General features: G+C 67.6%; 19 protein-coding genes. 15 read left to right on the forward strand and 4 right to left on the reverse strand.

Translation table 11 applies throughout. The features are described from left to right. The first annotated feature begins 19 nt into the window (after positions 1-19). From speB to CFN17_RS11290, 10 genes are all read left to right on the forward strand, one after another. Entirely contained in the window at positions 20-1,123 is a 1,104-nt protein-coding gene (gene speB / locus CFN17_RS11245; protein ID WP_208747799.1) for an agmatinase, read from the forward strand. After that, the gene (locus CFN17_RS11250) at positions 1,120-2,796 is read left to right on the forward strand and encodes a thiamine pyrophosphate-binding protein (protein ID WP_208747800.1); all 1,677 of its coding nucleotides are present in this window, start codon (positions 1,120-1,122) and stop codon (positions 2,794-2,796) included. Before speB ends, CFN17_RS11250 begins: the two co-directional genes overlap by 4 nt. 220 nt (positions 2,797-3,016) lie before the next feature. Next, a complete protein-coding gene (locus CFN17_RS11255; RefSeq protein WP_208747801.1) occupies positions 3,017-3,502 on the forward strand; it encodes a MarR family winged helix-turn-helix transcriptional regulator in 486 nt (161 codons plus the stop codon). 4 nt (positions 3,503-3,506) lie between these two features. Continuing rightward, positions 3,507-5,594, forward strand: coding sequence for an MDR family MFS transporter (locus CFN17_RS11260; RefSeq protein WP_395924874.1), 2,088 nt, complete (start codon positions 3,507-3,509; stop codon positions 5,592-5,594). A gap of 293 nt (positions 5,595-5,887) precedes the next feature. Continuing rightward, positions 5,888-7,621, forward strand: coding sequence for an ABC transporter ATP-binding protein (locus CFN17_RS11265; protein ID WP_208747802.1), 1,734 nt, complete (start codon positions 5,888-5,890; stop codon positions 7,619-7,621). Then, entirely contained in the window at positions 7,618-9,663 is a 2,046-nt protein-coding gene (locus CFN17_RS11270; RefSeq protein ID WP_315968634.1) for an ABC transporter ATP-binding protein, read from the forward strand. Before CFN17_RS11265 ends, CFN17_RS11270 begins: the two co-directional genes overlap by 4 nt. Before the next feature lie 56 nt (positions 9,664-9,719). Further along, entirely contained in the window at positions 9,720-10,148 is a 429-nt protein-coding gene (locus CFN17_RS11275) for a thioesterase family protein (RefSeq protein WP_208751448.1), read from the forward strand. 67 nt (positions 10,149-10,215) lie between these two features. Continuing rightward, positions 10,216-10,515 carry a hypothetical protein gene (locus tag CFN17_RS11280; protein ID WP_395924878.1) on the forward strand — a complete coding sequence of 100 codons (300 nt, stop codon included), beginning with the start codon at positions 10,216-10,218 and terminating at the stop codon, positions 10,513-10,515. A gap of 104 nt (positions 10,516-10,619) precedes the next feature. Next, positions 10,620-12,851 carry an McrB family protein gene (locus CFN17_RS11285; RefSeq protein WP_208747803.1) on the forward strand — a complete coding sequence of 744 codons (2,232 nt, stop codon included), beginning with the start codon at positions 10,620-10,622 and terminating at the stop codon, positions 12,849-12,851. A gap of 31 nt (positions 12,852-12,882) precedes the next feature. Continuing rightward, positions 12,883-14,172, forward strand: a complete 1,290-nt coding sequence (locus CFN17_RS11290) for a 5-methylcytosine restriction system specificity protein McrC (RefSeq protein ID WP_208747804.1) — start codon at positions 12,883-12,885, stop codon at positions 14,170-14,172. Here the strand turns inward: CFN17_RS11290 and CFN17_RS19945 are convergent. From CFN17_RS19945 to CFN17_RS11305, 3 genes are all read right to left on the reverse strand, one after another. Then, on the reverse strand, positions 14,169-14,522 hold the full coding sequence (locus tag CFN17_RS19945) for a hypothetical protein (RefSeq protein WP_261792160.1): 354 nt from the start codon (positions 14,520-14,522) through the stop codon (positions 14,169-14,171). The genes CFN17_RS11290 and CFN17_RS19945 overlap by 4 nt on opposite strands. Positions 14,523-14,680: 158 nt before the next feature. Beyond that, the gene (locus tag CFN17_RS11300; RefSeq protein ID WP_208747805.1) at positions 14,681-15,115 is read right to left on the reverse strand and encodes a very short patch repair endonuclease; all 435 of its coding nucleotides are present in this window, start codon (positions 15,113-15,115) and stop codon (positions 14,681-14,683) included. Positions 15,116-15,155: 40 nt separating this feature from the next. Further along, positions 15,156-15,590, reverse strand: coding sequence for a pyridoxamine 5'-phosphate oxidase family protein (locus CFN17_RS11305; protein ID WP_208747806.1), 435 nt, complete (start codon positions 15,588-15,590; stop codon positions 15,156-15,158). Positions 15,591-15,756: 166 nt separating this feature from the next. On the opposite strand from CFN17_RS11305, the gene CFN17_RS19810 reads away from it, so the two are divergent. Continuing rightward, complete coding sequence (locus tag CFN17_RS19810) at positions 15,757-16,419, forward strand: DUF6318 family protein (RefSeq protein WP_222612627.1); 663 nt, start codon at positions 15,757-15,759, stop codon at positions 16,417-16,419. Beyond that, complete coding sequence (locus CFN17_RS19950; RefSeq protein WP_261792161.1) at positions 16,419-17,345, forward strand: PKD domain-containing protein; 927 nt, start codon at positions 16,419-16,421, stop codon at positions 17,343-17,345. The genes CFN17_RS19810 and CFN17_RS19950 overlap by 1 nt, the downstream gene beginning before the upstream one ends. Positions 17,346-17,369: 24 nt before the next feature. Here CFN17_RS19950 and CFN17_RS11320 read toward each other — a convergent pair whose 3' ends face one another. After that, the gene (locus tag CFN17_RS11320) at positions 17,370-18,707 is read right to left on the reverse strand and encodes a GAF domain-containing protein (RefSeq protein ID WP_208751452.1); all 1,338 of its coding nucleotides are present in this window, start codon (positions 18,705-18,707) and stop codon (positions 17,370-17,372) included. A 203-nt stretch (positions 18,708-18,910) separates the two neighbouring features. Between CFN17_RS11320 and CFN17_RS11325 the strand changes: the two genes are divergently transcribed. The 3 genes from CFN17_RS11325 (at position 18,911) to CFN17_RS11335 (ending at position 23,065) form a co-directional block, all read left to right on the forward strand. Continuing rightward, the gene (locus tag CFN17_RS11325; RefSeq protein WP_208747808.1) at positions 18,911-20,701 is read left to right on the forward strand and encodes an NAD(P)/FAD-dependent oxidoreductase; all 1,791 of its coding nucleotides are present in this window, start codon (positions 18,911-18,913) and stop codon (positions 20,699-20,701) included. A 146-nt stretch (positions 20,702-20,847) separates the two neighbouring features. Further along, the gene (locus CFN17_RS11330) at positions 20,848-21,906 is read left to right on the forward strand and encodes a 2,3-butanediol dehydrogenase (protein WP_208747809.1); all 1,059 of its coding nucleotides are present in this window, start codon (positions 20,848-20,850) and stop codon (positions 21,904-21,906) included. A gap of 88 nt (positions 21,907-21,994) precedes the next feature. Next, on the forward strand, positions 21,995-23,065 hold the full coding sequence (locus CFN17_RS11335; protein ID WP_208747810.1) for an alkene reductase: 1,071 nt from the start codon (positions 21,995-21,997) through the stop codon (positions 23,063-23,065). Positions 23,066-23,638 lie beyond the last annotated feature (573 nt).

The raw sequence follows: 23,638 nt of genomic DNA on the forward strand, positions 1-23,638 counted from the left end.
CTCGAAGGAGAGGCTTCTTTTGGAAGAGCTGCGCATCGAAGCCAATGGCAACCTTGGCCCCATCGATTCATCCCGGATCCCGCGTTATGCCGGGGCTGCAACCTACGCCCGCCTGCCGCGTCTGGACCAGGTGGCCAAGGCGGACGTCACGGTGGTGGGCGTGCCCTTCGACTCGGGCGTCTCCTACCGGCCCGGCGCCCGCTTCGGGGCCAACCACGTCCGTGAGGCCAGCCGGCTGCTGCGGCCGTACAACCCGGCCTGGGACGTCAGCCCCTTCGAGACCATCCAGGTGGCCGACGCCGGGGACATGGCCGTCAACCCGTTCAACATCAACGAGGCCATCGAAACCATCCAGCAGAACGCCCTGGACCTGACGGCGTCCGGCAGCAAGCTGCTGACCCTCGGCGGCGACCACACCATCGCCCTGCCGCTGCTCCGCGCCGCCGCCGAGCGCGCCGGCGGCCCGATTGCCATGCTGCATTTTGATGCCCACCTGGACACCTGGGACACCTACTTCGGTGCCGAGTACACGCACGGCACCCCGTTCCGGCGCGCCGTCGAGGAAGGCATCCTGGACACCGAGGCCATCAGCCATATCGGCACCCGCGGCCCGCTCTACGGCAAGAAGGACCTCGACGACGACCACCGCTTCGGCTTCGGCATCGTCACCTCCGCCGACGTCTACTACCAGGGCGTCCTGGAGACGGTGGCCAAGGTCCGCGACCGGATCGGCGACCGTCCGCTCTACATCTCGGTGGACATCGACGTCCTGGACCCGGCGCACGCCCCCGGCACCGGCACGCCGGAGGCCGGCGGCATCACGAGCCGCGAACTGCTGGAGATCATCCGCGGCTTCCGCGGCATGAACCTGGTGGGGGCCGACGTCGTCGAGGTCGCCCCCGCGTACGACCACGCCGAGATCACCGGTGTGGCGGCCAGCCACGTCGCCTACGAACTCGTGACCCTCATGGCCGACCGCGCCGTCGATGGCGACCGCTTCGGCGCCCCGAACGGCTACGCCGCCCAGGCCCTGGGCCAGGAAAACCGGCGCCCCGCGGGGTTCGGCTCCGCTGTGAATTCGACGGTGAACCCGACTGCGGTTTCGCCGGTGGCGTCCCGGTGACCGGCGTGCGCAACGGCGGGGACCTCGTCGTCGAAACCCTTGAAGCTCTGGGCGCCAAAACGGTGTTCGGCATCCCGGGCCAGCATGCCCTGGGCCTGTTCGATGCGATGGGGCGCGGGAACCTGCGCTTCGTCTCGTCCCGGGTCGAGAACAACTCGGCGTTCGCGGCCGACGGCTACTCCCGGGCCACCGGCGAGGTCGGCGTGCTGTTCCTCTCCACCGGTCCCGGTGCCCTGACCTCGCTGGCCGGGCTGCAGGAGGCCTACGCCACCGGCGTGCCCATGGTGGTGGTCGCGAGCCAGATCCCGCTGGAGGGCCTCGGCGCCCGGCGCAAGGGCATGCTGCACCAGCTCGATGACCAGAAGGCCTCGGCGGCGAACGTCACGAAGTCCCAGCGGCTGATCCAGCACGCCTCCGGCATCCCGTCGGCGATCCAGGACGCCTGGACCGAGGCGATCTCCTCGCCGCAGGGGCCGGTATGGCTGGAAATCCCGCAGAACGTGCTGCTGGATCCGATCGTGGTGCCCCCGGTGGAGGACGCCCTGGCCGAGGCCGCCGACAACCCGCCGCGGGTGGAACTGATCCGCGAAGCCGTCAAGTGGCTGGAGGCGGCGGAGCGCCCCGCGATCATCGCCGGCGGCGGCACCCGCCGCGGCCGGGCTGAGAAGTCGCTGCTCTCCATCGCCGAGAAGCTGCGCGCGCCGGTGATCTGCACCCCCGGCGGCAACGGCGCCTTCCCGTGGAACCATGAACTCTCGCTCCAGTCCTGGATCGAGGACCGGTACATGACCGAGCTCCTCGAGGACGCCGACGTGCTGATCGTGATCGGCTCCTCGCTGGGCGAGGTGACGTCGAACTACTTCACCTTCGAACCGCGCGGCCGGATCATCCAGATCGACGCCGAACCCCGCGTCCTGGAATCCAACCGGCCGGGCCTGGGCATCCGGGCCGACGCCGGCCAGGCCCTCGCGGCCCTCGACTCTGCCCTCGACGCAGCCCTCCGGCCGGAGCGGGACACGGCCCCGGACTGGCACGGCACCGCTCCCGAAGCCCTGGTCAAGGACACCCTGGCCAAGGTCAAGGCCCGCCTGGAATCCCAGGACCTGGGCAAGGAACTGAAGTTCATGGCGGACATCCGCGAGGCCGTGCCCGCGGACATGCAGACCTTCTGGGACATGACGATCTCGGCCTACTGGGGCTGGAGCTGCTGGGACGCCCGGCAGGGCCAGTTCCACTCCGCGCAGGGCGCCGGCGGGCTGGGCTTCGGCTTCCCCGCGGCGATCGGCGGCGCTGTCGGGCTGGAAACCACCGGCAAGGCCGCCGGCTCGGCACGGGTTCTGGCAGTCTCCGGCGACGGCTCGGCCATGTACTCCATCTCCGAACTCGCCACCGCGAAGCAGCACAACATCCCGGTCACCTGGCTGATCGTGGACGACGGCGGCTACGGCATCCTGCGCGAATACATGGTCGGCGCCTTCGGCAAGGCCACCGCCACCGAACTCGCCCGGCCCGACTTCGTCAAACTCGCCGAATCCTTCGGCGTCCCGGCCGTCCGGGTAGCCCCCGAAAACGTCGGGGACGCCCTCAAAGCCGGCTTCGCCGCGGACGGCCCCAACGTCGTCGTCGTCGAAACCCTGCTCAAAATGTTCGGCCCCACCCACCTGGCCACGTAGGCGCCCCGCCGAACCCGGCACGACACACCACCGGCACGGCACAGCGCACAGCGCGGGCCCGCCGCGTCCACCCCTCCTGAGGGCGGATGCGGCGGGCCCGCGCGTTTTCGTTTAACCCCGATTCGCGCCCGTCCCCGCAGCTCCCCGAAAAGGCTTAGTTTCCCAAAGCAACCAATTTCGGATATAGTTGCCTAGGGCAAACAAGGGAGGGGTGTCCACCATGTCAGTCGAATCCACTGCTGCTGCCAGCCTCGTCTACCAGATCTTCGATCTCCAGCGCGCCGTACGCTGCGTCGCTGCCGCCAACCTGCGCGGGCAGGATACCGGGGTGGCCCTGCAGGGCGTTCTGCGGTTCGTGGGGGAGGGCGAGTCCCGGGCGACGCACCTGGCCGAGCGGCTCGGCGTCAGCGCCCCGGTCCTCAGCCGGCACATCGCTGAACTCGAGGAGCACGGCTACGTGGTCCGCCGGCCGGACCCGGAGGACGGGCGCGCACAGCTGGTTGCCTTGTCCGCCTCCGGCGCGGAGAAACTGCGGGCCATCGAGGACCAGCGGACGGCAACCATCCAGGGCCTGCTGCAGGACTGGAGCGGGGACGACGTCGAACAGACGGCGCGGACCCTCAAGAAACTTACTGAGTCCCTCAGGGCCTCAGCCCGGGCAACGGCGGCCGGATCCACCAATACGACCGAGAATGTTGAGGAGTAGACATATGGCTAGCCACGCTGCCGTGACGGGGCCGGACACGGCACCGTTGAACACCGCGCCGTCGAGCCCTGCCGCAGAGCCTGCGGCCATGACCCACCGCCAGATCATGGAGGCCCTCACCGGGCTCCTGGCGGCCTTCTTCACCGCGATCCTGAGCAGCACGATCGTGGCCAACGCGCTTCCCACCATCATGTCCGAGCTCAAGGGCACCCAGACCGACTTCGCCTGGGTGATCACCGCCGCACTGCTGGCCAACGCCGCCACCACGCCGATCTGGGGCAAGCTGGCGGACCTCTTCAACAAGAAGGTCCTCGTCCAGCTGAGCATCGTCATCTTCGTGGCCGGCTCGGTCATGGCCGGCCTGTCCCAGACCATTCCGTTGCTGCTGACCGCCCGCGTCATCCAGGGCATCGCCATGGGCGGCCTCACGGCCCTCGCCCAGGCCATCATCGGTTCGATGATCCCGCCGCGGGACCGCGGGAAGTACTCCGGCTACATGGGCGGCGTCATGGCCGTCGGCACGGCCGGCGGCCCGCTGCTCGGCGGTTTCATCGTGGACAGCCCGCTGGGCTGGCGCTGGACCTTCTTCGTCTGCGTTCCGCTCGCCGTCGTCGCCCTCATCCTGCTGCAGATCACCCTGAAGATCCCGCACGTCAAGCGCCCGGCCAAGATCGACTGGCTCGGTTCCGTCCTGCTGACCTCCGGCGTCAGCCTGCTCCTGATCTGGGTCTCCTTCGCCGGGAACCCCGACTACTACGACTGGTGGTCGTGGCAGACGGTCGCCATGGTGGGCGGCGGCGTCGTGCTCCTTGGCCTGCTGGTGCTGGTGGAATCCCGCGTGGCCCAGCCCATCATCCCGCTCAAGATCATCTCCGAGCGCACCACCGCCCTCGCGATCCTCGCCTCCGTGGCGGTCGGCGTCGGCATGTTCGGCTCCTCGACGTTCCTGGGCCAGTACTTCCAGGTGGCCCGCGGCGCCACGCCGACGGAAGCCGGCCTGCTCACCCTGCCCATGATCGCCGGCAACCTGGCCGGCTCGGTGATCTCCGGCATGCTCATCAGCCGCACCGGCAAATGGAAGCGCTACCTGATCGCCGGCGCCGTCCTGCTGATCGGCGGTCTCGGCCTGGCCGGCAGCATGGACCACACCACTGATCTGTGGCTGACCGGCATCTACACGGCCATCCTCGGCATCGGGCTGGGCCTGCTCATGCAGAACCTCGTCCTGGCCGTCCAGAACACGGTCCAGGCCAAGGACATCGGCACGGCCAGCGCCTCGGTGGCCTTCTTCCGGTCCGTCGGCGGCGCGATCGGCGTCTCCGTCCTCGGCGCCGTGCTGGGCAACCGGGTCAAGGAACTCGTCGTGGACGGCCTCGCCGCCGCCGGCATCCAGGTCCCGGCCGGCTCTGCCGGCGCGAGCATGGACCTCAAGGACATGCCCGCCCCGATCCGCGACATCATGCGGGCCGCCTACGGTGACGCGATCGCGGAAGTCTTCCTGATTTCGGCCATCATCGGCGTCGTGGCGCTCGTGGCCATCCTGTTCATCAAGGAAGTTCCGCTGCGCCGGACGGTCGATATCCGCCCGGAACCGGCGGAGCAGGCCGGCGAGAAGGCGGCCGACGCCGCCGTGGCAGCCGCCGGAGGTGCCGCCGCGACCGCGCTGGGCGCCTCCGTGCGGACCACTCCGGGCGCCGCTGCCCGGGCCGCGGGGTCCGACGCCGGCACGGCCGGCGTGGACCTGGACCGGGAATTCATCGAGGTCCTTAGCCGGGAACGCGCCGAAACCCGCTTCCCGGACGGCGCCCGCCAGCGGGCCCGGACCCTGGTGGCGGAGGACCGGCCGGAAGCGGCCGACGTCGTCCCCGTGCTGCTGCAGACCCAGCAGCTGCTGGCCGAGCAGCAGCTCCAGCTGGCCGAAGCGCTGCGCGCCGTGTACGAGCAGGCCGCCAAGCAGCGCGCGGTGGCCGCCGAACAGGCGCGCGTCGCCGAGGAGCTCACGGCACTGCGCCGGCAGCTGGCCAAGCAGCGCAAGATGCAGCGCGCGGCGGCGGACTACATCGCCACGCACGGCCGGCACCGGACCGAGTAGGCCCGACCCCCAAGGTCGGACCCGAAGGTCGGACCCCGCAGGCCCTGTGGTCGCCTGACCGGCGGCCACAGGGCCTTCTCGGTTCGGGCCTTCGCCGTCCGCGGCCGGGCACAAAGTACACCGTATGGATGATATTCGCCCGTCCCGTGTTCCGCGCGGCCGGGGGATTTCGTAGAGTTGGATCGCTATTGCTGTCGGACCCTCCGGTTAGTCTCAGCTCAGCTTTACCGCACCTCATTTATCCAGTTCTCTGCAGTCTTCCAATCATCAGGTCTCCCGAAGGACTCGTGGGCATGCTCCTCACCCTCATGCGGCGTTATTCCAAGCCGTACCTGCCATACATCGCGGCTGTGGTCGTCTTCCAGCTGGCGTCGACCATCGCCGCCCTCTACCTGCCGAGCCTCAATGCCCAGATCATCGACGAGGGCGTCTCCCGCGGCGACACCGACTACATCTGGCGCACCGGCGGCGTGATGCTCGGCGTCGCCCTGGTCCAGGTGGCCACCGCGATCGCCGGCGTGTACTTCGGCTCGAAGGCGGCGATGGCGTTCGGCCGCGACCTGCGCCGCGGCGTCTTCCGGAAGGTCAGCAGCTTCTCGGCCCGGGACGTGAACCTCTTCGGCGCCCCGACGCTGATCACGCGCGGCACCAACGATGTGCAGCAGGTCCAGATGCTCATGCTCATGACGCTGAACTTCATGGTGGCCACGCCCATCATGTGCATCGGCGGGATCGTCATGGCCTTGCGCGAGGACCTCAACCTGTCCTGGCTCGTGTGGGTGTCGGTGCCGCTGCTCGTCGTGGTGGTGGGGTACCTGGTGGTCCGGCTCATGCCGCTTTTCCGGTCCATGCAGCAGAAGATCGACCGGCTCAACGGGGTCCTCCGTGAGCAGATCATCGGCATCCGGGTGGTTCGGGCGTTCGTGCGTGAGCCCCATGAGGCCGAGCGCTTCGGCGCGGCCAACAAGGACCTCACCGACGTTTCGCTGAAGATCGGGTCCCTGTTCGTGCTGATGTTCCCCGCTATCGGCATGATCCTGCACATCTCCACCGCGGCCGTGCTGTGGTTCGGCGGCCAGCGCGTTGACGCCGGCGAGATGCAGGTGGGCTCGCTGACGGCCTTCCTGCAGTACCTCCTGCAGATCCTCATGGCCGTCATGATGGGCACGTTCATGGCCATGATGATTCCCCGCGCCTCGGTCTGCGCCGATCGCATCGGTGAAGTGCTCGACGTCGAACCCTCCCTCCATGGGCCGCTCGCCCCGGTGGCCCCGGCCGCAGCGGCCGGGCGCGTGGAGTTCCGGAACGTGACCTTCGCCTACCCGGGCGCCGAGGCGCCGGTGCTGAGCAATATCAGCTTCACGGCCGAGCCCGGCCAGACGGTGGCGATTATCGGCTCCACGGGCGCCGGCAAGTCGAGCCTGCTGGCCCTGCTGCCGCGGCTCTACGACGCCGACGCCGGCGAGGTCCTGCTCGACGGTGTCCCCGTCACGGCACTGGACCGGGCCGAGATCACCCGGCGTGTGGCCATGGTGCCGCAGCGGCCCTACCTGTTCTCCGGAACCATTGAACACAACCTGCGCTTCGGCAGGCCCGAGGCCACGGACGAGGACCTGTGGGAGGCCCTGACGGTCGCCCAGGCAGCCGGCTTCGTGCGCGAGAAGAAGGGCGGACTCGCCTCGCGGGTCGCCCAGGGCGGCACCAACGTCTCCGGCGGCCAGCGGCAGCGGCTGTGCATTGCCCGTGCCCTCGTCACGGAGCCCAAGGTGTTCCTGTTCGACGACTCGTTCTCCGCCCTTGACGTCGCCACCGACGCCAGGCTGCGCCGGGCGCTCAAGGCCAAGACCGCCGACGCCACGGTGATCATCGTCGGCCAGCGGGTCTCCACCATCGCCGACGCGGACCAGATCCTCGTGCTGGACAACGGCAGGATCGTGGACCGCGGGACCCATGAGGAACTGCTGGAAACCTCCACCACGTACCAGGAAATCGTCGAATCCCAGCTGAGCGCGGAGGCCGTGGCATGAGCACCAATGAAAAAGTCTCCACTGTTCCCGCCACCGCGACCGACGTGACGGACGACGACTTCCTCGAAGAGGAGTACACGCCCGGTGAAGCCGACGGCGGCATGTTCGGCGCCGTGCCGGCCAAGAAGGCCCAGCACTTCTGGCCCTCGGCCAAGCGCCTCATGGGGCTGCTGAAGCCCGAACGCGCCGGCATCATCGCGGTCCTCGCCATGGTGACGGTCGCCGTCGTCCTGAACGTCATTGCCCCGCGGATCCTGGGCCAGGCGATGGACGTGATCTTCGCCGGAGTGGTCGGCAAGCAGCTCCCTGCCGGCGTCTCGAAGGATCAGTTCGTCGAAGGGCTCCGCTCCCAGGGCCAGGACAACTTCGCCGACATGCTGGCCAAGATGGACGTGGTGCCCGGCGCGGGCATCGACTTCCAGAAGCTCGCGTTCCTCATCAGCGTGGTGCTGCTGATGTACTTCGTCGCCAACATCTTCCTCTGGCTGCAGGGCTATGTCCTGAATGTGCTGGTCATGCGCGTGGTCCGCAAGCTGCGCGATGACACCGAGACGAAGCTCAACAGGCTCCCGCTGAACTACTTCGACACCCGCCAGCGCGGCGATGTCCTCTCGCGCGTGACGAACGACGTCGACAACATCCAGCAGGCGCTCCAGCAGGCCTTCGCGCAGCTCGTGAACTCGGCCCTGACGGTTCTCGGGATCGTGATCATGATGTTCATCGTGTCTTGGCAGCTGGCCCTGATCGCGCTCATCGCGCTGCCGCTGTCCGGGGTGGCCGCCGGCATCATCGGCGCCCGCAGCCAGAAGCTCTTCGCCGCCCAGTGGAAGAACACCGGCGAACTCAACGGCCAGATCGAGGAATCCTTCTCCGGCCACGACCTCGTCCGCGTGTTCGGCCGCGACGCGGACATGCTGGCCCGCTTCGACGAGCGCAACGAGGAACTCTACAAGGCCAGCTTCGGCGCCCAGTTCGTGTCCGGGATGATCATGCCGGTCATGCAGTTCGTCTCCTACCTCAGCTACGTCGGGATCGCCGTCGTCGGCGGTCTGCGGGTGGCCTCGGGCGCCATGAGCCTGGGCGACGCCACCGCGTTCATCCAGTACTCGCGCGAATTCACCCAGCCGCTGGGGCAGATGGCCGGCATGGCCAACATGCTGCAGTCCGGCGTCGCCTCCGCCGAAAGGGTCTTTGAATTCCTCGACGCCGACGAGCAGGACGCCGAAACCGCCACGGAGCACCTGCCCGCCAAGACGGACGGCCACGTCGAATTCCGGCACGTCACGTTCAGCTACTCACCGGACAAGCCGCTCATCGAGGACCTGTCCTTCACCGCCGAGCCCGGCCACACCGTGGCGATCGTGGGGCCGACCGGCGCGGGCAAGACCACCCTGGTCAACCTCGTCATGCGCTTCTACGAGCTCAACGCCGGCAGCATCACCCTGGACGGGGTGGACATCACCCGGCTCAGCCGCTCGGAGCTGCGCTCCAAGGTGGGCATGGTGCTGCAGGACGCGTGGCTGTTCGGGGGCACCATCTACGAGAACATCCGCTACGGCAAGCTGGACGCCACCGAGGACCAGATCATGGCAGCGGCCAAGGCCACGTTCGTGGACCGCTTCGTCCGGGCACTTCCCGACGGGTACAACACGGTCATCGACGAAGAGGGCAACAACGTCAGCGCCGGCGAAAAGCAGCTGATCACCATCGCCCGGGCCTTCGTGGCCGACCCGTCACTGCTCATCCTCGACGAGGCCACGAGTTCCGTGGACACCCGCACCGAGGCCCTGGTCCAGAAAGCCATGGCCGCGCTCCGCACCGAACGCACCAGCTTCGTGATCGCCCACCGCCTCTCCACCATCCGGGACGCGGACACCATCCTGGTCATGGAGGCCGGCCGGATCGTCGAACAGGGCCGGCACGCCCAGCTCCTGGCCCTGCAGGGCGCCTACTACCGGCTGTACATGTCCCAGTTCGCCGGCGAGGACGCGGACGCGTCCGTGGAGGACCCGGCGGAAGACGCGACGGCGGTGCACAGCTGAGCGCCGCCGGGCGCCCCGGGGATGCGGTCCCCGGGGTGCTTGAGGTCCAGGTGCCGATGCGCTGGGGCGACATGGACGCGTACGGGCACATCAACAACGTCCAGATCGTCCGGATCCTGGAGGAAGCCCGGATCGCGGCGTTCGGCCCGCCCCGCGGGGCCGGGCTGCCGGGGATAGAACCGCCGGTCTCGCTGTTCAACGCCGTCCCGGAGGGGACGCTGGCGCTCGTGGTGGAGCACAAGATCAGGTATGTCCGGACGCTTGAGTACCGCAACGTGCCGGCCGTGGTCCAGCTCTGGGTCGGGGCCGTGAAAGGCGCCAGCTTCGACATCCACTACCGGGTGCAGGATCCCCTCACGCGGGAGGACTGTGTCCGGGCCACGAGCCACCTGGCCTTCGTGGACGAGGCCACCGGACGGGTGCTGCGGCTGACGCCGGAACAAAAGGAACGGCTGGGCCCCTACACCGGGCCCCGCCCGGAGTAGGGTCTGCCCGGTTTCATAGCACCCCCGGTCCCATAGCCCCTACCCGGGCGCCGGTGCCGCTCCTACAATGAAAAATCCGGTCGCGAAAGGAGCAGTGGTCGCTGTGAATATGGGCAAGAGCATGCACAAGGGGCACCCCCGCAAGAAGACGTGGAAAGAGCTTTCGCCGCAGGCGCGGGTTGGCACCATCATTGGGGCAACAGTCCAGCTGATGCTGCTGGTCGCTGCCCAGCGCGACATCGCCCGCCGGCCGGCCGCGGAAATCCGCGGCAGCAAGGCATTCTGGCGGTTTGCCACGCTGGTGAACTTTATCGGCCCGGGATCGTATTTCACCTTCGGCGTGAAGCGCCACCTGGCCACCAAATAGCTCCGCCCGTCGGCCGCCCCGAATCCGCTGACCTGAACTACTGAGCAGTAGCTTCGGGGCGGGCTTAAATGCGTACGTTCAGATTAAGCCTGTAAATTGAACGTATGACCCCAACCAAAAAGCCCGCCCTGCACCGCGCCCTCGGCATCTCCAAGGAGATCGAAGACGCGGCGTGGTTCGTGCTGGGCCCGGGGCTGTTGGGCAAGGCCTCCGCCCTGGACGGCCGAACCAAGACGTGGTCTGTCCAGGCGGCCGCGGAGCTGCTGGAGCGCCTCGAGCGGGGCGTTCCGGACCCCAAAGCGCCGATGATGACCAACCTGCGCCAGAACCTGGAGGGCGCCACACGCGGGGCGAAGCAACTGGCGGTGGAGCTGTTGTTCCTGCAGTCCCTGCCGCTGGCCCACGAGGTCAAGTCGCTCAAGGTCAAGCGGGCCCGGGTGGCCGAGGCTGCGTCCTGGCTGGAGCCGCCGCTCGAGCTGCCCGAGGAACTGTACGCGGGGATGACGGACCACGGCGTGATCCGGGACCGCACCGCGGAGTTCAACTGGACCATCTGGGACCACCTGAAATGGCTTTGCCGGTTCGTGCAGCATGTCGCCCAGCGGCCGGCCGGGGTGGTCCAGGCCGCCGTCAAGGACCCGCTGGTCTTCCACCGGCTGGTCGCCGGTACCCCGGATGACCAGCCCGCCATCCGCCGCAGCATCGAGTTCCTGGTCTGGCCGAGCTACTTCGAACCCGTGGTGGCCGACGTCGAACGCCAGGAGATCCGGGACGCCTTCGCCTCGCTGGTCGGCGGGGCCAAGGGCGACACCGACGAGGACATTTCCGCGGACATCCACCGCATCCGCCTGCACCTGGACCAGCAGGCCGGGCAGCGGATCGACTGGTACTCCCGCCAGCTGGTGAGCCAGTGGCGGAAGGTCGGCGATCCCGGCCGCCGCGCGTGGCTGCTGCGCACCCACCACGACAACGCCGACCTGCTGGGGGAGTGGCGGGACGGGGAAGCGGTGACGCTCGACGTCGAACATCTCCGCCTGCTCGATCCCGGCGTCACCGCCGGGCTGGTTCAGAACGCGGTGGACGAGGACTACAAGCACCTTGGCTACGTGGAGCGCGAGGACACCAAGACCGCCGTCTTCGCCTTCCTGACCGTGATGAAACCCGGCGACCTCGCGCTGTACCAGAGCTCGGGGAAGGTCCGGATCGGCGTCATCCTGGGCGAACCGGAACACGGCAAGGACAACCGCCAGCTCCGCCGCAAGGTCCGCTGGTTCGACGACGAACACGACGTCACCGGCCTGCCCCGGCACGTGCAGCGGCAGCTGACTACTTCCGGCAACATCGTGGACATCACGCGCGTGATCCAGGCCCTCGAGGCCCTCCTGCCGGCCGAGGCGGAATCCGAGGACGGCGACGGCGTCGAGGCCGATACCGCCGTCGAACCGGCCCCCGACGGCTTCCGCCCGCTGACAGCCGAGTTCGCCGCGTCCCTGCACATGGACCTGGAACCGCTGCAGGAAATCGCCGAACTCCTCGAAGAAAACCGCCAGCTGGTGCTCTACGGTCCGCCCGGAACCGGCAAAACCTACCTGGCCAAGCACCTGGCCGCCGAGCTCGCCGGCGACACCACCGACGAGCGCGTCAAGCTCGTGCAGTTCCACCCCTCGTATGCGTACGAGGACTTCTTCGAGGGTTTCCGCCCGGACAAGACGGACGAGGGCCAGGTGTCCTTCAAGCTCGTCGCCGGTCCGCTGCGCCGCCTCGCCGAGGAAGCCGCCAAGCCCGGCAACGAGAGCAAGCCGTACTTCCTGATCATCGACGAGATGAACCGGGCGAACCTCGCCAAGGTGTTCGGCGAGCTGTACTTCCTGCTCGAATACCGCGATGACCGGATCTACCTGCAGTACAGCCCCAACGAGCCGTTCACGCTGCCGGACAACCTCTACATCATCGGCACCATGAACACCGCGGACCGCTCCATCGCGATGATGGACGCGGCCATCCGGCGCCGCTTCTCCTTCATTGAGCTCCATCCGAAGACGGAGCCGGTCAAGGGCTCCCTCCTGCGGTTCCTGCAGGCCCGCGACCTGGACACGACGCCGGCGCTGCTGCTGGATGCCTTGAACGACGCGATCGACGAATGGGACCGGGACCTGATGATCGGGCCCTCCTACTTCATGAAGAAGGCCGCGCAGACGCCGCAGGGCCTCCGCCGGATCTGGAAGTACGAGCTCATGCCGCTGCTGGAAGAGCACTATCACGGCCAGCTCAACCGCGCCCAGCTCGAGGAGCGGTTCGGGCTGGAACAACTCCTGGGCCGCCTTGCACACGTCTAGCCTGATGCCGCCCCGGCAGCCTACCGGTCAGATGCCCGGCCCGGTGGCCGGCCAATGGCCGGGCCAGGTGACCGGGCGGGGCCGCGGCCCGGTGGCGCCCTGCCGGCACATCGTCCTCGACGAACTCTCGGCCGGTGCCGTGGAGCGGCTCGACGCGGACACGGCGGCCTACATCAACGCCAGCGGCCTGGCGAAGGCCTCCCCGATGGGGATGGGCCTGTACCGGATTGAACCCGCGGGGACCGTCGGCTCGGTGCGCACTCCCACCGTGCAGCTGGAGGTCCGGCCGAAGGGACGGCTCGGGCTCAACGGGCTGCTGTTCCTGCTCGGCTACGCGGGGGACCAGGGGTTCCGGGACGAGTCCGTCGCCGCGGTGGAGCACACCGACCTGTGGAGCGCGCTGGCCGAATCCCTGGCGCAGTTGGCCGACCGGGCGCTGAGCCGCGGCGTGCTGCAGGGGTACCTCATGGTCGAGGAATCCCTCCGCACCGTGAAGGGCAGGATCCGGATCTCGGACCAGATTTCCCGCCGGCCGGGGATGCTGGTCCCGCTGGAAGTTTCCTATGACGAATTCACCGAGGACATCGCGGAGAACCGGATCCTGCGCGCCGCGCTGGAACGGATGTCCCAGGTGCCGCGCGTGCGGCCGGAGGTCCTCAGCCGGCTGCGCCAGCTCAAGGGAAAGCTCGACGCCGTGACGCGCCTTCAGTCCGGCGCGCCACTGCCATCGTGGCGGCCCAGCCGGATGAACGCCCGGTACCAGACGGCTCTCCGGCTCGCCGAACTGATCCTGCGGAATGCCTCGGCGGAGGCCGGCGACGGTAAGCAGCAGTCGGCGTCGTTCGTGGTGGACATGGCGAAAGTCTTCGAGGACTTTGTCGGGACGGCCCTGCGGGAGGCCATGGCTGCCTTCCCCGGGGAGATGCGGCTGCGCTACAACGCACTGCTCAACGAGGCCGTACACGACTCGGACCGGATCGTGGTGCAGCCCGGCGCCGTTCATTTCCTCGGCGGCCGGCCCGTGATGGTTTACGACGCCAAGTACCAGGCGGCGGCCGACGCCGGCGCGTCACTCTCGGGCGACCACTACCGAATGCTGGCCTACTGCACCTCCTTGCGGGTGCCGACGGCATGGATCATTTATCCGGGTGCGGGCGAGATCAAGCTGCGCCGGATCCTCAACACCGACATCGACATCGTCGAGTTCCCGCTGGATCTGTCCCGGCCGCCGTCGGAAATCCTGGCGCAGGTGGCAGACCTCGCCCAGCAGTCCTGGGGCGAGGTGCTCCGGCAGGCCAGTATCGACAGGTCAGCCGGTTAGGCCGATTCGTCCTGCCGGACGCCTACGGAGATCAGGTGTTCCAGAAGCGCCTTTTCGGGCCGGCCGGGGTTGTTCGCGACGTGCCACTTGAGCTGTTCGCGGACGTCGGCCTCGCCGGGGTCGACGCCGGCGAGGACTTCCTCAATGATCGAGATCGACTGCCGGCGCAGCGGCTCCACCTCCGGATCCGCCCCGCGGAACTGGCGGGGCCGGAGGACACGGTGCCTGGTATGGCCGAGGCGGCGGAACGCCAGCACGGTGGGGCTCGAGACGGCAGCCTCGGCGGCGGTGTCGGCAGACTCGGCGGTGGTGTCGGGTGCGTCGTTGGACGTCAGCAAGTGCGGCATCATGCGCTCCAGTGATAGCAGTACGCGTCGGTACTGTTCGAATAGTGCCTAAAGTCCCCCGAACCTGAATAGTAGCGGAGACTGTTCGGCCTGCCCCGGAGGCGGGGCTGCGCGACACGCCGCGCTTTTCAGCCCATCGTCTGGAAGAATTCGGCGGCTGTTCAGGCCGGCGGCGCGCCTTGGAGGAAGGCGTCCAGGCGGCCCTCCAGTGCCGACGCATCTTTGAGTTCGCACTCCCACACGGTAAGCACTTCCCAGCCGTCACGCTCGAGCCGGAGCCGCTGCTCGGCGTCGCGGGTGCGGGTCCGGGTGCGCTTGGTCTCCCAGAACTCGGCATTGGCTTCAGGGGCGTGCTGTCCGGCCCGGCAGTCATGGAAATGCCAGAAGCAGCCGTTGACGAAGATGACTTTGCGGCGTCCGGCGAAGACGAGGTCGGGGTTGCCCGGGAGTTTGCCGCCGGCCGCGCTGCCGTGCAAGCGGTACCGGTAGCCTTTGGCGTGCAGCAAACGGCGGACCAGCAATTCGGGTTTGGTGTTCTTGCCCCGGATGCGGGACATGTTCCAGCTGCGCCGCTCCCGGGTCAGCTTATCCGCCATTGTTTAAGTCTAGGCGGCCGACGATATTCGTCGTCGCGCGTCAGATGTCCCGCTCCGGGTGCTCGCCGAATTGGAAGTGGCGGCCGCTGACCGACGTCGGCGTTATTTCCACGTAGAAGTCCTTCAACGTGGGTACCCAGGGCTTGAGTCCGAGGGCCTCGGCCTCGGCGATATCGGCCGATTTGTCGAGAACGCGGGCAGTGCCGCGCAGGACCACCGACCACGCTTCCTCGGACAGGATGCCGTCCGTTTCGAAGAGCACCTTCGAATTGATGGTGAGTTCGGCCAGTTTGTTCCCCGGGGCCGTACGGAGGAACAGTTTCCGGTCGCCGACGGCGTAGTTGACCGGGAAGATGTCGGGCTCTCCGGCCACCGTGACCACGAGCCTGCCGTGTTTTGTGCCCTCGATCAGTTTCCAGGTTTGCTCGTCGTCGAGGGTTAGGACGGGATTGCCATCTTCGTGTTCGAACATCATGGGTTCATTCTTCTGAACCGGGCCGGAGATGGCTAGGGGCCAAAGGACCGGTCAGCAGCCTGTGGATAACACCTTCGCCCAAAATGTGACGTCGGTTACCCTTAATCCATTGCTTGGAATTGCTTGGATTCGCGCGTCTTGATTTCTATCGGGGGAGTAGCTGACCATGACATCTCGCATTTCGCTTTCCACTTCCTGGCGCGTCTGCGCAGCCGCCTTGGTGTCGCTCTCCCTGCTGTCGGTCACAGCCTGTACCGGAGGCGGAACTCCGCCGCCAGGATCCCCTCCGTCGGATTCCCAAGCTCCGTCTGCGTCGCCCACTCCCAGTGCCACCCCGACCCCCACACCCAGCTACAAACCCGCTGACGCCTCAGGCAGGGCGCAGAACGTCCCGGTTCCCGTGCTGCCCGAAGCGGCGAAGGCCGAGTCAAAGGAAGGCCTCGAAGCGTTCGCCAGGTACTGGTACACGACGCTTTCATACGCTTATGAGACGGGGGACATCAAGCCACTGGAGTCGGTCTCGAGTTCCTCGTGCGTTTCTTGTGGACGGGTGAAGAAAGTCGTTCAGGGATGGCATACCGAGGGGAGGTGGCTCGTCGGGGGAAAGATGGTCGTCGAAGGTGTCCAAACCAATTTCGTTGAAACAAGGCCAGCCGAGTACCAGGTTCTAATTCAGGTTTATCAGGACGCCCTGTCTTACTATCGGGCCGACAAGACTCTGGACGAAAAGACGGAGCCAAGCCCCGCGGCTGGTGACATCATGATCGCCTCGTACGGAGGCGGGTCTTGGAAAGCCGTAACCGTTGAGCACTTGGCCAAGAGCGGGTGATGACCATCATTGCCCGCAGAGTTTTTCCGGTTCTAGCGATGCTCATTCTCCTGTTAGGGCCAGCGAATCTCGACGCGAGAGCTGACTCGCCGGACTCTCCGGTGAAAGGGGGCTGGAACCAAACCGGCGCAACCGTTTCCTCATGGCATCTCGATCCTGCTTCCGGTGTCTGGGTGGATGCGCCCAGTGCGTTGTCGGAAGACCCGAACATCTACAAATTTGAGTACCTTTGCCTCGACCCGGCAAAGAACAATTTCGATACCGACTGTCTGGCGGGGGCCGTTCGGTGCGACAAGGGCGCTGACGGACGTCCCGTCCGGTGGTACTCCTCGCTGCGGGTCTTTGTTCCGCCGATATGGTCCACGATCCGTCCCGACCGCTGCGTCTACTCCGAGAACCCGGATGACGTCCTGGGTAGAATCGCCGCGCAGATCCAGTCCAAGTTTGAACAGTTGCCGGTCAGTCCGGGGACGTCGGTGATGCAGCCGAGCCCGCACACGCTCCGGGGCGCCGAGACCAACTTCTTCGCCGAGGCCGCCGAGCAAGCGTTCACCGTGGACATGTTCGGCCAGAGTGTCGCGATTACCGCCAAGCCTGTCCAATACGCGTGGAGCTATGGCGACGGCACGTCGCTGGGGCCGCAAACAGCCGCTGGCGGGCCCCTTCCACAGGACCGTTGGGGCGAAAAGACGCTGACAAGCCACGTCTACGCCCAGACCGGTGACTTCCCGGTGGTGCTGACGACGCACTTCCAGGGCACGTATTCCGTGAACGGGGGACCGGCTCTGCCGATTCCCGGCCAGGGCCTCTTCAGTTCGCCGCCGCAAACCGTCAGTGTCTGGCGCTCAATCACCCGGAATTACGCGGATACCTGCCTGCAAGACCCGCAAGGTCAGGGCTGCCCCGGCGTCGCCCCGGCCCCGTAGCCGGTCGCAGGGCCGGTACCGTGTTTAGGCGCGCAGTTCGCGGTCCACCCGGTCCATGCGGGCGCCCACCAGCTGCCAGCGCGGATCGCCCGGTCCGAGCAGTGTGGCCGCGGCCGCCGCCGTTGCGGTATCGGCCGATCCCATGTCGCTCATGCACCATTGCAGCATCAGCCGGGCATCGCCGCTGGACCGCACGGACGCTCCCATGGCCACGTTGAGCTCGTCGCGCATAAACCCGACAGCCAGGTTGGCCGACCGTGTGAGGAGCTGCGCCGGGTAGGCGGCTAAGGCCTCCGCAACCCGTCCGTCGCGCAGATGGCCGGCCACCACGGAGGCATCCGTCACGACGTCGACGGTTGATGAGAAACGGTACGGGTTTGCTTCGAGGACGTCGCCCAGGATGCTGCGGATCCGGTGCATCTCGGTCCGGATCGCCGCTCCCGTGCCCGCGTCGCCATGGATTTCGCAGGCCAGTTCATCGGCGCTCCAGCCTTGGCCGCGCGAGGCCAGGAGGGCCAGGATTTCGGCGCGCCGCACCGTGAGCGGGCGGCTGGCGCCGCCGTCGATCGCCGCCGACGGCGAGTCGCCCAACAGCCGCAGCACCAGCCGGGACCGGGTACCGCAGTCGCGCGCCGTCCGCCCGCCGGGATCTGCCGCCTGACTCCGGTGGCGCGTGCCGGCGTCGGGAGTTGGCGCTGATTTCAGCAGTTCCTCGGCAAGCCGCACGCCGCACCGCACCAGCCGGAGGCTGTCCGGCGTGACCGACTCGAACGGGCCGGAGACATCGAGGACGCCGACGATCTCGCCCGTGAAAGGGTCGCGAATGGGAGAGGCGGTACAGGCCCAGTCGTGATGGGTCCGCACGAGGTGCTCGGCCGAGAAAAGCTGCGCCGGGGCGCCCGTGACGAGAGCTTCGCTGATGGCGTTGGTGCCGACGCCGGACTCGGACCAGTCCGCACCCTCCACGAACTCCAGGGAGTCGGCGAGCCGCAGCGCCTGCCGGCTGCCGACCCGCCACAGGACTTCGCCCTCGTGGTCGGTCACGATCAGCAAATGGCGGCCGGTCACCGTCTCATCGGCCAGCAGCTGCGACAGGGCCGGCATCACCCCGGCGAGGCGGTGGCCAGCGCTGAGGGAGCGCGCCTCGGCGACGTCGTGCCGGTGGACCGGACGGTGCTGGTCCGGGTTGATGCCCAGCGCGAGGGACCGCTGCCAGGACTTGATGAGCGACGCCGGCAGGCGCGGGTCCGGGGTGCCGGAGATGGTGGCCTCGTGCGCCGCGCGCAGGGCGCGGGCGTATTCCTTGGGTGCGGAAAACCTGAGGTCGGACGGATGCGTGATGGAGCCGTTGCCCTGCCGCATGCTCATACTCCCAACTCGTCCTCGAATCGTCGCACCGGCAGGTTCCCCGCCGCCGTCGGATGCTGCGCGCACCGGCCGGCAGCGTCAGAGCTCCGTGTAACCCGATTGTAACCCCCTGCCACTTTTACTTGTGATGCGGGTCACTGCAAGGTCCGGGCGTCGCCCAGCGGGAGTGGCCCCTGTCAGCAACGGAAAGAGGAAACATGCCTGAGACACCAAACGGCGTCGTCGAGGCGTGGCTGGCGCAGTTCGATGAGGCGCTGCGCAGCCACAACACGGACGCCGCCCTGGAGCTTTTCGACGACGACTCGTACTGGCGCGACTTCGTCTCCTTCACCTGGAACCTCAAGACCCTCGAAGGCAAAGCGGACATCCGCCGGATGCTCGACGCCACCCTGGGTGACGTGCAGCCCGGCAACTGGACCCTGGCCGAGGACGCCACCGGGGACGCCGCCAACGCCGAAGCCTGGGTGAATTTCGAGACCGCCCAGGCCAGGGGACATGCCCACTTGCGGCTCCGGAACGGCAAATGCTGGACCCTGCTCACCACCATGCAGGAACTGAAGGGATTCGAGGAGAAGAAGGGGCCGAACCGGGACAAGGGAGTGGCCCACCAGATCACCAAGGGCCGCAAATCCTGGCTGGAACGCAAGGAAGAGCAGGAGGCCAGGCTCGGTTACGAGGACCAGCCCTACGCCGTGATCATCGGTGGCGGTCAGGGCGGGATCGGGCTGGGGGCGCGGCTGCGCCGGCTCGGCGTGCCCACCATCATCATCGAAAAGAACGAACGCGCCGGTGACTCCTGGCGCAACCGCTACAAGTCCCTGCACCTGCACGACCCGGTCTGGTACGACCACCTGCCCTACCTGAAATTCCCCGACGACTGGCCGGTATTCGCGGCGAAGGACAAGATCGGCGACTGGCTGGAGAACTACACCCGGATCATGGAGCTGAACTACTGGTCCAAGACCGAATGCACCAACGCCCGCTTTGATGACGCGGCCGGGAACTGGGTGGTGGAGGTGGTGCGCGACGGCGAACCGGTCACCTTGCGCCCACAGCAGCTCATCTTCGCCCTTGGCGTCTCGGGGTACCCCAACGTCCCCGCGTTCGACGGCGCCGAGTCCTTCCTGGGGGAGCAGTATCACTCGTCCAGGCACCCCGGCGGGGGAGACTGGACCGGCAGGAAAGCTGTGGTCATCGGCTCCAACAATTCCGCCCACGACATCTGCGCCGACCTCTGGGAACACGGCGCCGACGTCACCATGGTCCAGCGGTCCTCCACGCACATCGCCCGCAGCGAATCCCTTATGGACCTGGCGCTCGGCGGCCTGTACTCCGAGCAGGCACTGGCCAACGGCATCACCACGGAGAAGGCCGACCTTCTGTTTGCCTCCCTGCCGTACCGGATTCTGCCTGAGGCCCAGATCCCGGTGTACACCGAGATGGCCGAACGGGACGCCGACTTCTACGCCCAGCTGGAGGCCGCCGGGTTCGAGCTGGACTTCGGCGCGGACGGCTCGGGCCTGTTCCTGAAGTACCTGCGGCGCGGCTCCGGCTACTACATCGACGTCGGCGCCTCCCAGCTGATCATCGACGGCCGGGTCAAGCTCGCCAACGGCCAGGTCAGCAAAATCACCGGAAACTCCGTGGTGATGGCCGACGGGACGGAACTGGAGGCCGACGTCATCATCTACGCCACCGGCTACGGGTCGATGAACGGCTGGCTGGCGGATCTGGTCTCGCCCGAGGTGGCCGACGCCGTCGGCAAGTGCTGGGGCTTCGGATCCGATACGCCCAAAGACCCCGGGCCCTGGGAAGGGGAACTGCGCAATATGTGGAAGCCCACCAACGTGGACAACCTCTGGATCCACGGCGGCAACCTGCACCAAAGCCGGCACTACTCCGCCTACCTGGCGCTGCAGCTCAAAGCCAGGATGGAGGGGCTTCCGACGCCGGTCTTCGAACTGCAGCCCACGCACCACACCCGCTGACCCGGCCCGGCCGTGACAACCCGTGGCCGTGACAACCCGTGGCGGGGCGGCCAGACTGGGCGTACGCCCCCTGTTGTGAATCCAACGACAATCCGTGGATGCGCCCGGCCGGGCGCATCCACGGCCCGGAAAGCAAAGGTGAAACCATGAAAGCAGCACGATTCCATGCCCGGAAGGATCTCCGGATCGAGGACATCCAAGAGCCGGAGCTGCGCCCGGGCGCGGTCAAGATCGCCGTGGCCTGGTGCGGCATCTGCGGCACGGACCTCCACGAATTCCTGGAAGGACCCATCTTCACACCGCCGCCGGGCAGCCCCCATGTGCTGACGCATGAGGCCGCCCCGGTCACCCTGGGGCACGAGTTTTCCGGCACCGTCGAGGAACTCGGCGACGGGGTCACCGGCCTGGCCGTCGGCGACAGCGTGGTGGTGGAACCGTACGTCGTGTGCAACGAATGCGGTCCCTGCCTCAGCGGGCACTACAACCTGTGCACCAAGCTGGGCTTCATCGGCCTGGCGGGCGGCGGCGGGGGCCTGAGCGAGAAGATCGTTGTCGACGCCCGCTGGGTGCACCCCGTCGGTGACATCCCGCTGGACGAGGCCGCGCTCATCGAACCCCTCGCGGTGGCGTATCACGCCGTCGGCCGCAGCGGGCTCACCGCGGGGGACGTCGCCGTCGTCGGGGGCGCCGGCCCCATCGGCCTGCTGACCGCCGCCGTCCTTCGGGGCATCGGCGTCACCACGATCGTGACCGAGCTGTCGGCGGCCCGCAAGGAAAAGGCAACCTCCTCCGGGGTGGCCGATCACGTCCTGGACCCGGGCAGGGACGACGTCAAGGCCCGGGTGCTGGAACTGACCGGCGGCGAAGGTGCCGCCGCGGCGTTCGAGTGTGCCGGCGTGAATGCCGTGCTGGATACGATGCTCGACGTCGTGAAGCCGGCCGGCGTCGTCGTCAACGTCTCGATCTGGGGACACCCGGCGACGGTGGACATGCAAAAAGTGGTGCTGAAGGAGATCGACCTGCGCGGCACCATCGCCTACTGCGGTGATCACGCGGCCGCCATCAAGCTCGTCCAGGATGGCAAAGTCGACCTGAAGCCCTTCATCACCGGGCGGATTGCCCTGGACGACCTCGTGGATCAGGGGTTCGACACGCTGATCAACCGCAATGACACGGCGGTGAAAATTATTGTCCGGCCGAAGTGATTCGAGTCTCAGCGGGCTTCAACAGGAATAGTTGCAGACGCCTCGCAGTTGTGCACAGTGAACCCATTCACTGTGAAAGGAATTGCGCATGCTGTTTTCCCCGTTGACGCTCGGCGAGCTGGAGCTGCCCAACCGACTCGTGATGGCGCCGCTGACCCGGCTTCGCTCCGGCCGGGAGGGAATCCCGGGGCCGCTGGTTGCGGAGCACTACCGCCAGCGCGCCTCCCTCGGCCTGATTGTCAGTGAAGGCACCTACCCGAGCCACGCCGGCCAGGGCTTCCCGGGCCAGCCAGGCCTGGTGACCCCGGAGCAGCTCAAGGGCTGGTCCGAGGTCACCGCCGCGGTGCACGCCGAAGGCGGCCGGATCTTCGCCCAGGTCATGCACGCCGGCCGGGTCACGCACGAGGACACCACGGGCGGACACGAGGTTGTCGCGCCCAGCGCCATCGCGATCGACGGCGAAACCCGCACCTATGCGGGCAAGAAGCCGTTCCCGGTCCCGCGCGCCCTCACCACCGAGGAACTGCCGGGCATTCTCGAGTCGTTTGTGACGGCGTCGCGCAAGGCGATCGAGGCCGGGTTCGACGGCGTGGAGCTGCACTCCGCCAACGGCTACCTGCTCCACGAGTTCCTGACTCCCGCGGCCAACCAGCGCGATGACATCTACGGCGGCTCGCCCGAGAACCGCGCCCGCTTCGTCATCGAAGTCGCCGAGGCCGTGGTGGCCGCCGTGGGCGCCGACCGCGTCGGCATCCGCATCTCGCCGGAGCACAACGTCCAGGGCGCCCTCGAACTGGATGCGGCCGACGTGCGCGAGACCTACGGCCTGCTGGTCGACGGCCTGGCGCCGCTGAACCTGGCGTACCTGAGCATCCTGCACAAGGAGCCCACCAGCGCCCTGGTTCAGGACCTGCGCGCCCGTTTCGGCGGGACCTTCCTCGTAAACACCGGCTTCGGCGTCATCACCACCCGCGACGAGGCTCTCGCGCTGGTAGCGGACGGCCACGCTGACGCCGTCGTGGTCGGCCGACCGGCCATCGCCAACCCGGACCTGGCCCGCCGCTGGCGCGAGGGCCTGCCCGTCAACGAGCCCGACGCCTCGACGTTCTACGCCGACGGCGCCGTGGGCTACACGGACTACCCGGCCTACCAGAACTAGGCCCGGCCCCGGCCGGCCCCTTGCGGCTGGGGCATCGTGGCCTGACCTCCGCGGCTGGACATGCTCAGCTGCGACACTGGACATGCTCAGTTGCAACACTGGACATGCTCAGTTGCAGCCGCGAACAGTGGACAGAATGCCTTTCTGTCCACTGTTCGCGCTTAACGCTGAGCATGTCCCTCGCTAATCCGGGGCACCACTGGACATGCCCCGCCCCTGCGTCCCCGGACCAATGAGCATGCCCCACGCGGGGTGAACTGGCCCCGGGCCATTGGGCATGCCCCACGCTGCGTTCCTGGGCCAACGGACATGCTCAGCCCAGAGCGCGAGCACTGGACATAGTCCCAATCTGTCCAGTGCTCGCATCTAACAATGAGCATGTCCCTCGCGCCGGAGAGCTGCGGTGGGGCATGTCCCGTGATGGGGCTGAACCATCGAGCATGCTCCTCGCCGCGCGGGCGCACCATTGAGCATGCTCCTCGCCGCGCGGGCGCACCATTGAGCATGCTCCTCGCCGCGCGGGCGCACCATTGAGCATGCTCCACTGCCGGGGGTGGGACCGGGCATGCTCAC

Source organism: Arthrobacter sp. PM3 (assembly GCF_003352915.1).
Taxonomy (GTDB): Bacteria; Actinomycetota; Actinomycetes; order Actinomycetales; family Micrococcaceae; genus Arthrobacter.

Bases quoted from the DNA above. Each gene is read 5' to 3' on its own strand.
- CFN17_RS11255 (WP_208747801.1), top strand. From the start codon at position 3,017: ATGTCAGTCGAATCCACTGCTGCTGCCAGCCTCGTCTACCAGATCTTC.
- CFN17_RS11260 (WP_395924874.1), top strand. From the start codon at position 3,507: ATGGCTAGCCACGCTGCCGTGACGGGGCCGGACACGGCACCGTTGAAC.
- CFN17_RS11265 (WP_208747802.1), top strand. From the start codon at position 5,888: ATGCTCCTCACCCTCATGCGGCGTTATTCCAAGCCGTACCTGCCATAC.
- CFN17_RS11270 (WP_315968634.1), top strand. From the start codon at position 7,618: ATGAGCACCAATGAAAAAGTCTCCACTGTTCCCGCCACCGCGACCGAC.
- CFN17_RS11275 (WP_208751448.1), top strand. From the start codon at position 9,720: ATGCGCTGGGGCGACATGGACGCGTACGGGCACATCAACAACGTCCAG.
- CFN17_RS11280 (WP_395924878.1), top strand. From the start codon at position 10,216: ATGAAAAATCCGGTCGCGAAAGGAGCAGTGGTCGCTGTGAATATGGGC.
- CFN17_RS11285 (WP_208747803.1), top strand. From the start codon at position 10,620: ATGACCCCAACCAAAAAGCCCGCCCTGCACCGCGCCCTCGGCATCTCC.
- CFN17_RS11290 (WP_208747804.1), top strand. From the start codon at position 12,883: ATGCCCGGCCCGGTGGCCGGCCAATGGCCGGGCCAGGTGACCGGGCGG.
- CFN17_RS19945 (WP_261792160.1), bottom strand. From the start codon at position 14,522: ATGATGCCGCACTTGCTGACGTCCAACGACGCACCCGACACCACCGCC.
- CFN17_RS11300 (WP_208747805.1), bottom strand. From the start codon at position 15,115: ATGGCGGATAAGCTGACCCGGGAGCGGCGCAGCTGGAACATGTCCCGC.
- CFN17_RS11305 (WP_208747806.1), bottom strand. From the start codon at position 15,590: ATGATGTTCGAACACGAAGATGGCAATCCCGTCCTAACCCTCGACGAC.
- CFN17_RS19810 (WP_222612627.1), top strand. From the start codon at position 15,757: ATGACATCTCGCATTTCGCTTTCCACTTCCTGGCGCGTCTGCGCAGCC.
- CFN17_RS19950 (WP_261792161.1), top strand. From the start codon at position 16,419: ATGACCATCATTGCCCGCAGAGTTTTTCCGGTTCTAGCGATGCTCATT.
- CFN17_RS11320 (WP_208751452.1), bottom strand. From the start codon at position 18,707: ATGCGGCAGGGCAACGGCTCCATCACGCATCCGTCCGACCTCAGGTTT.
- CFN17_RS11325 (WP_208747808.1), top strand. From the start codon at position 18,911: ATGCCTGAGACACCAAACGGCGTCGTCGAGGCGTGGCTGGCGCAGTTC.
- CFN17_RS11330 (WP_208747809.1), top strand. From the start codon at position 20,848: ATGAAAGCAGCACGATTCCATGCCCGGAAGGATCTCCGGATCGAGGAC.
- CFN17_RS11335 (WP_208747810.1), top strand. From the start codon at position 21,995: ATGCTGTTTTCCCCGTTGACGCTCGGCGAGCTGGAGCTGCCCAACCGA.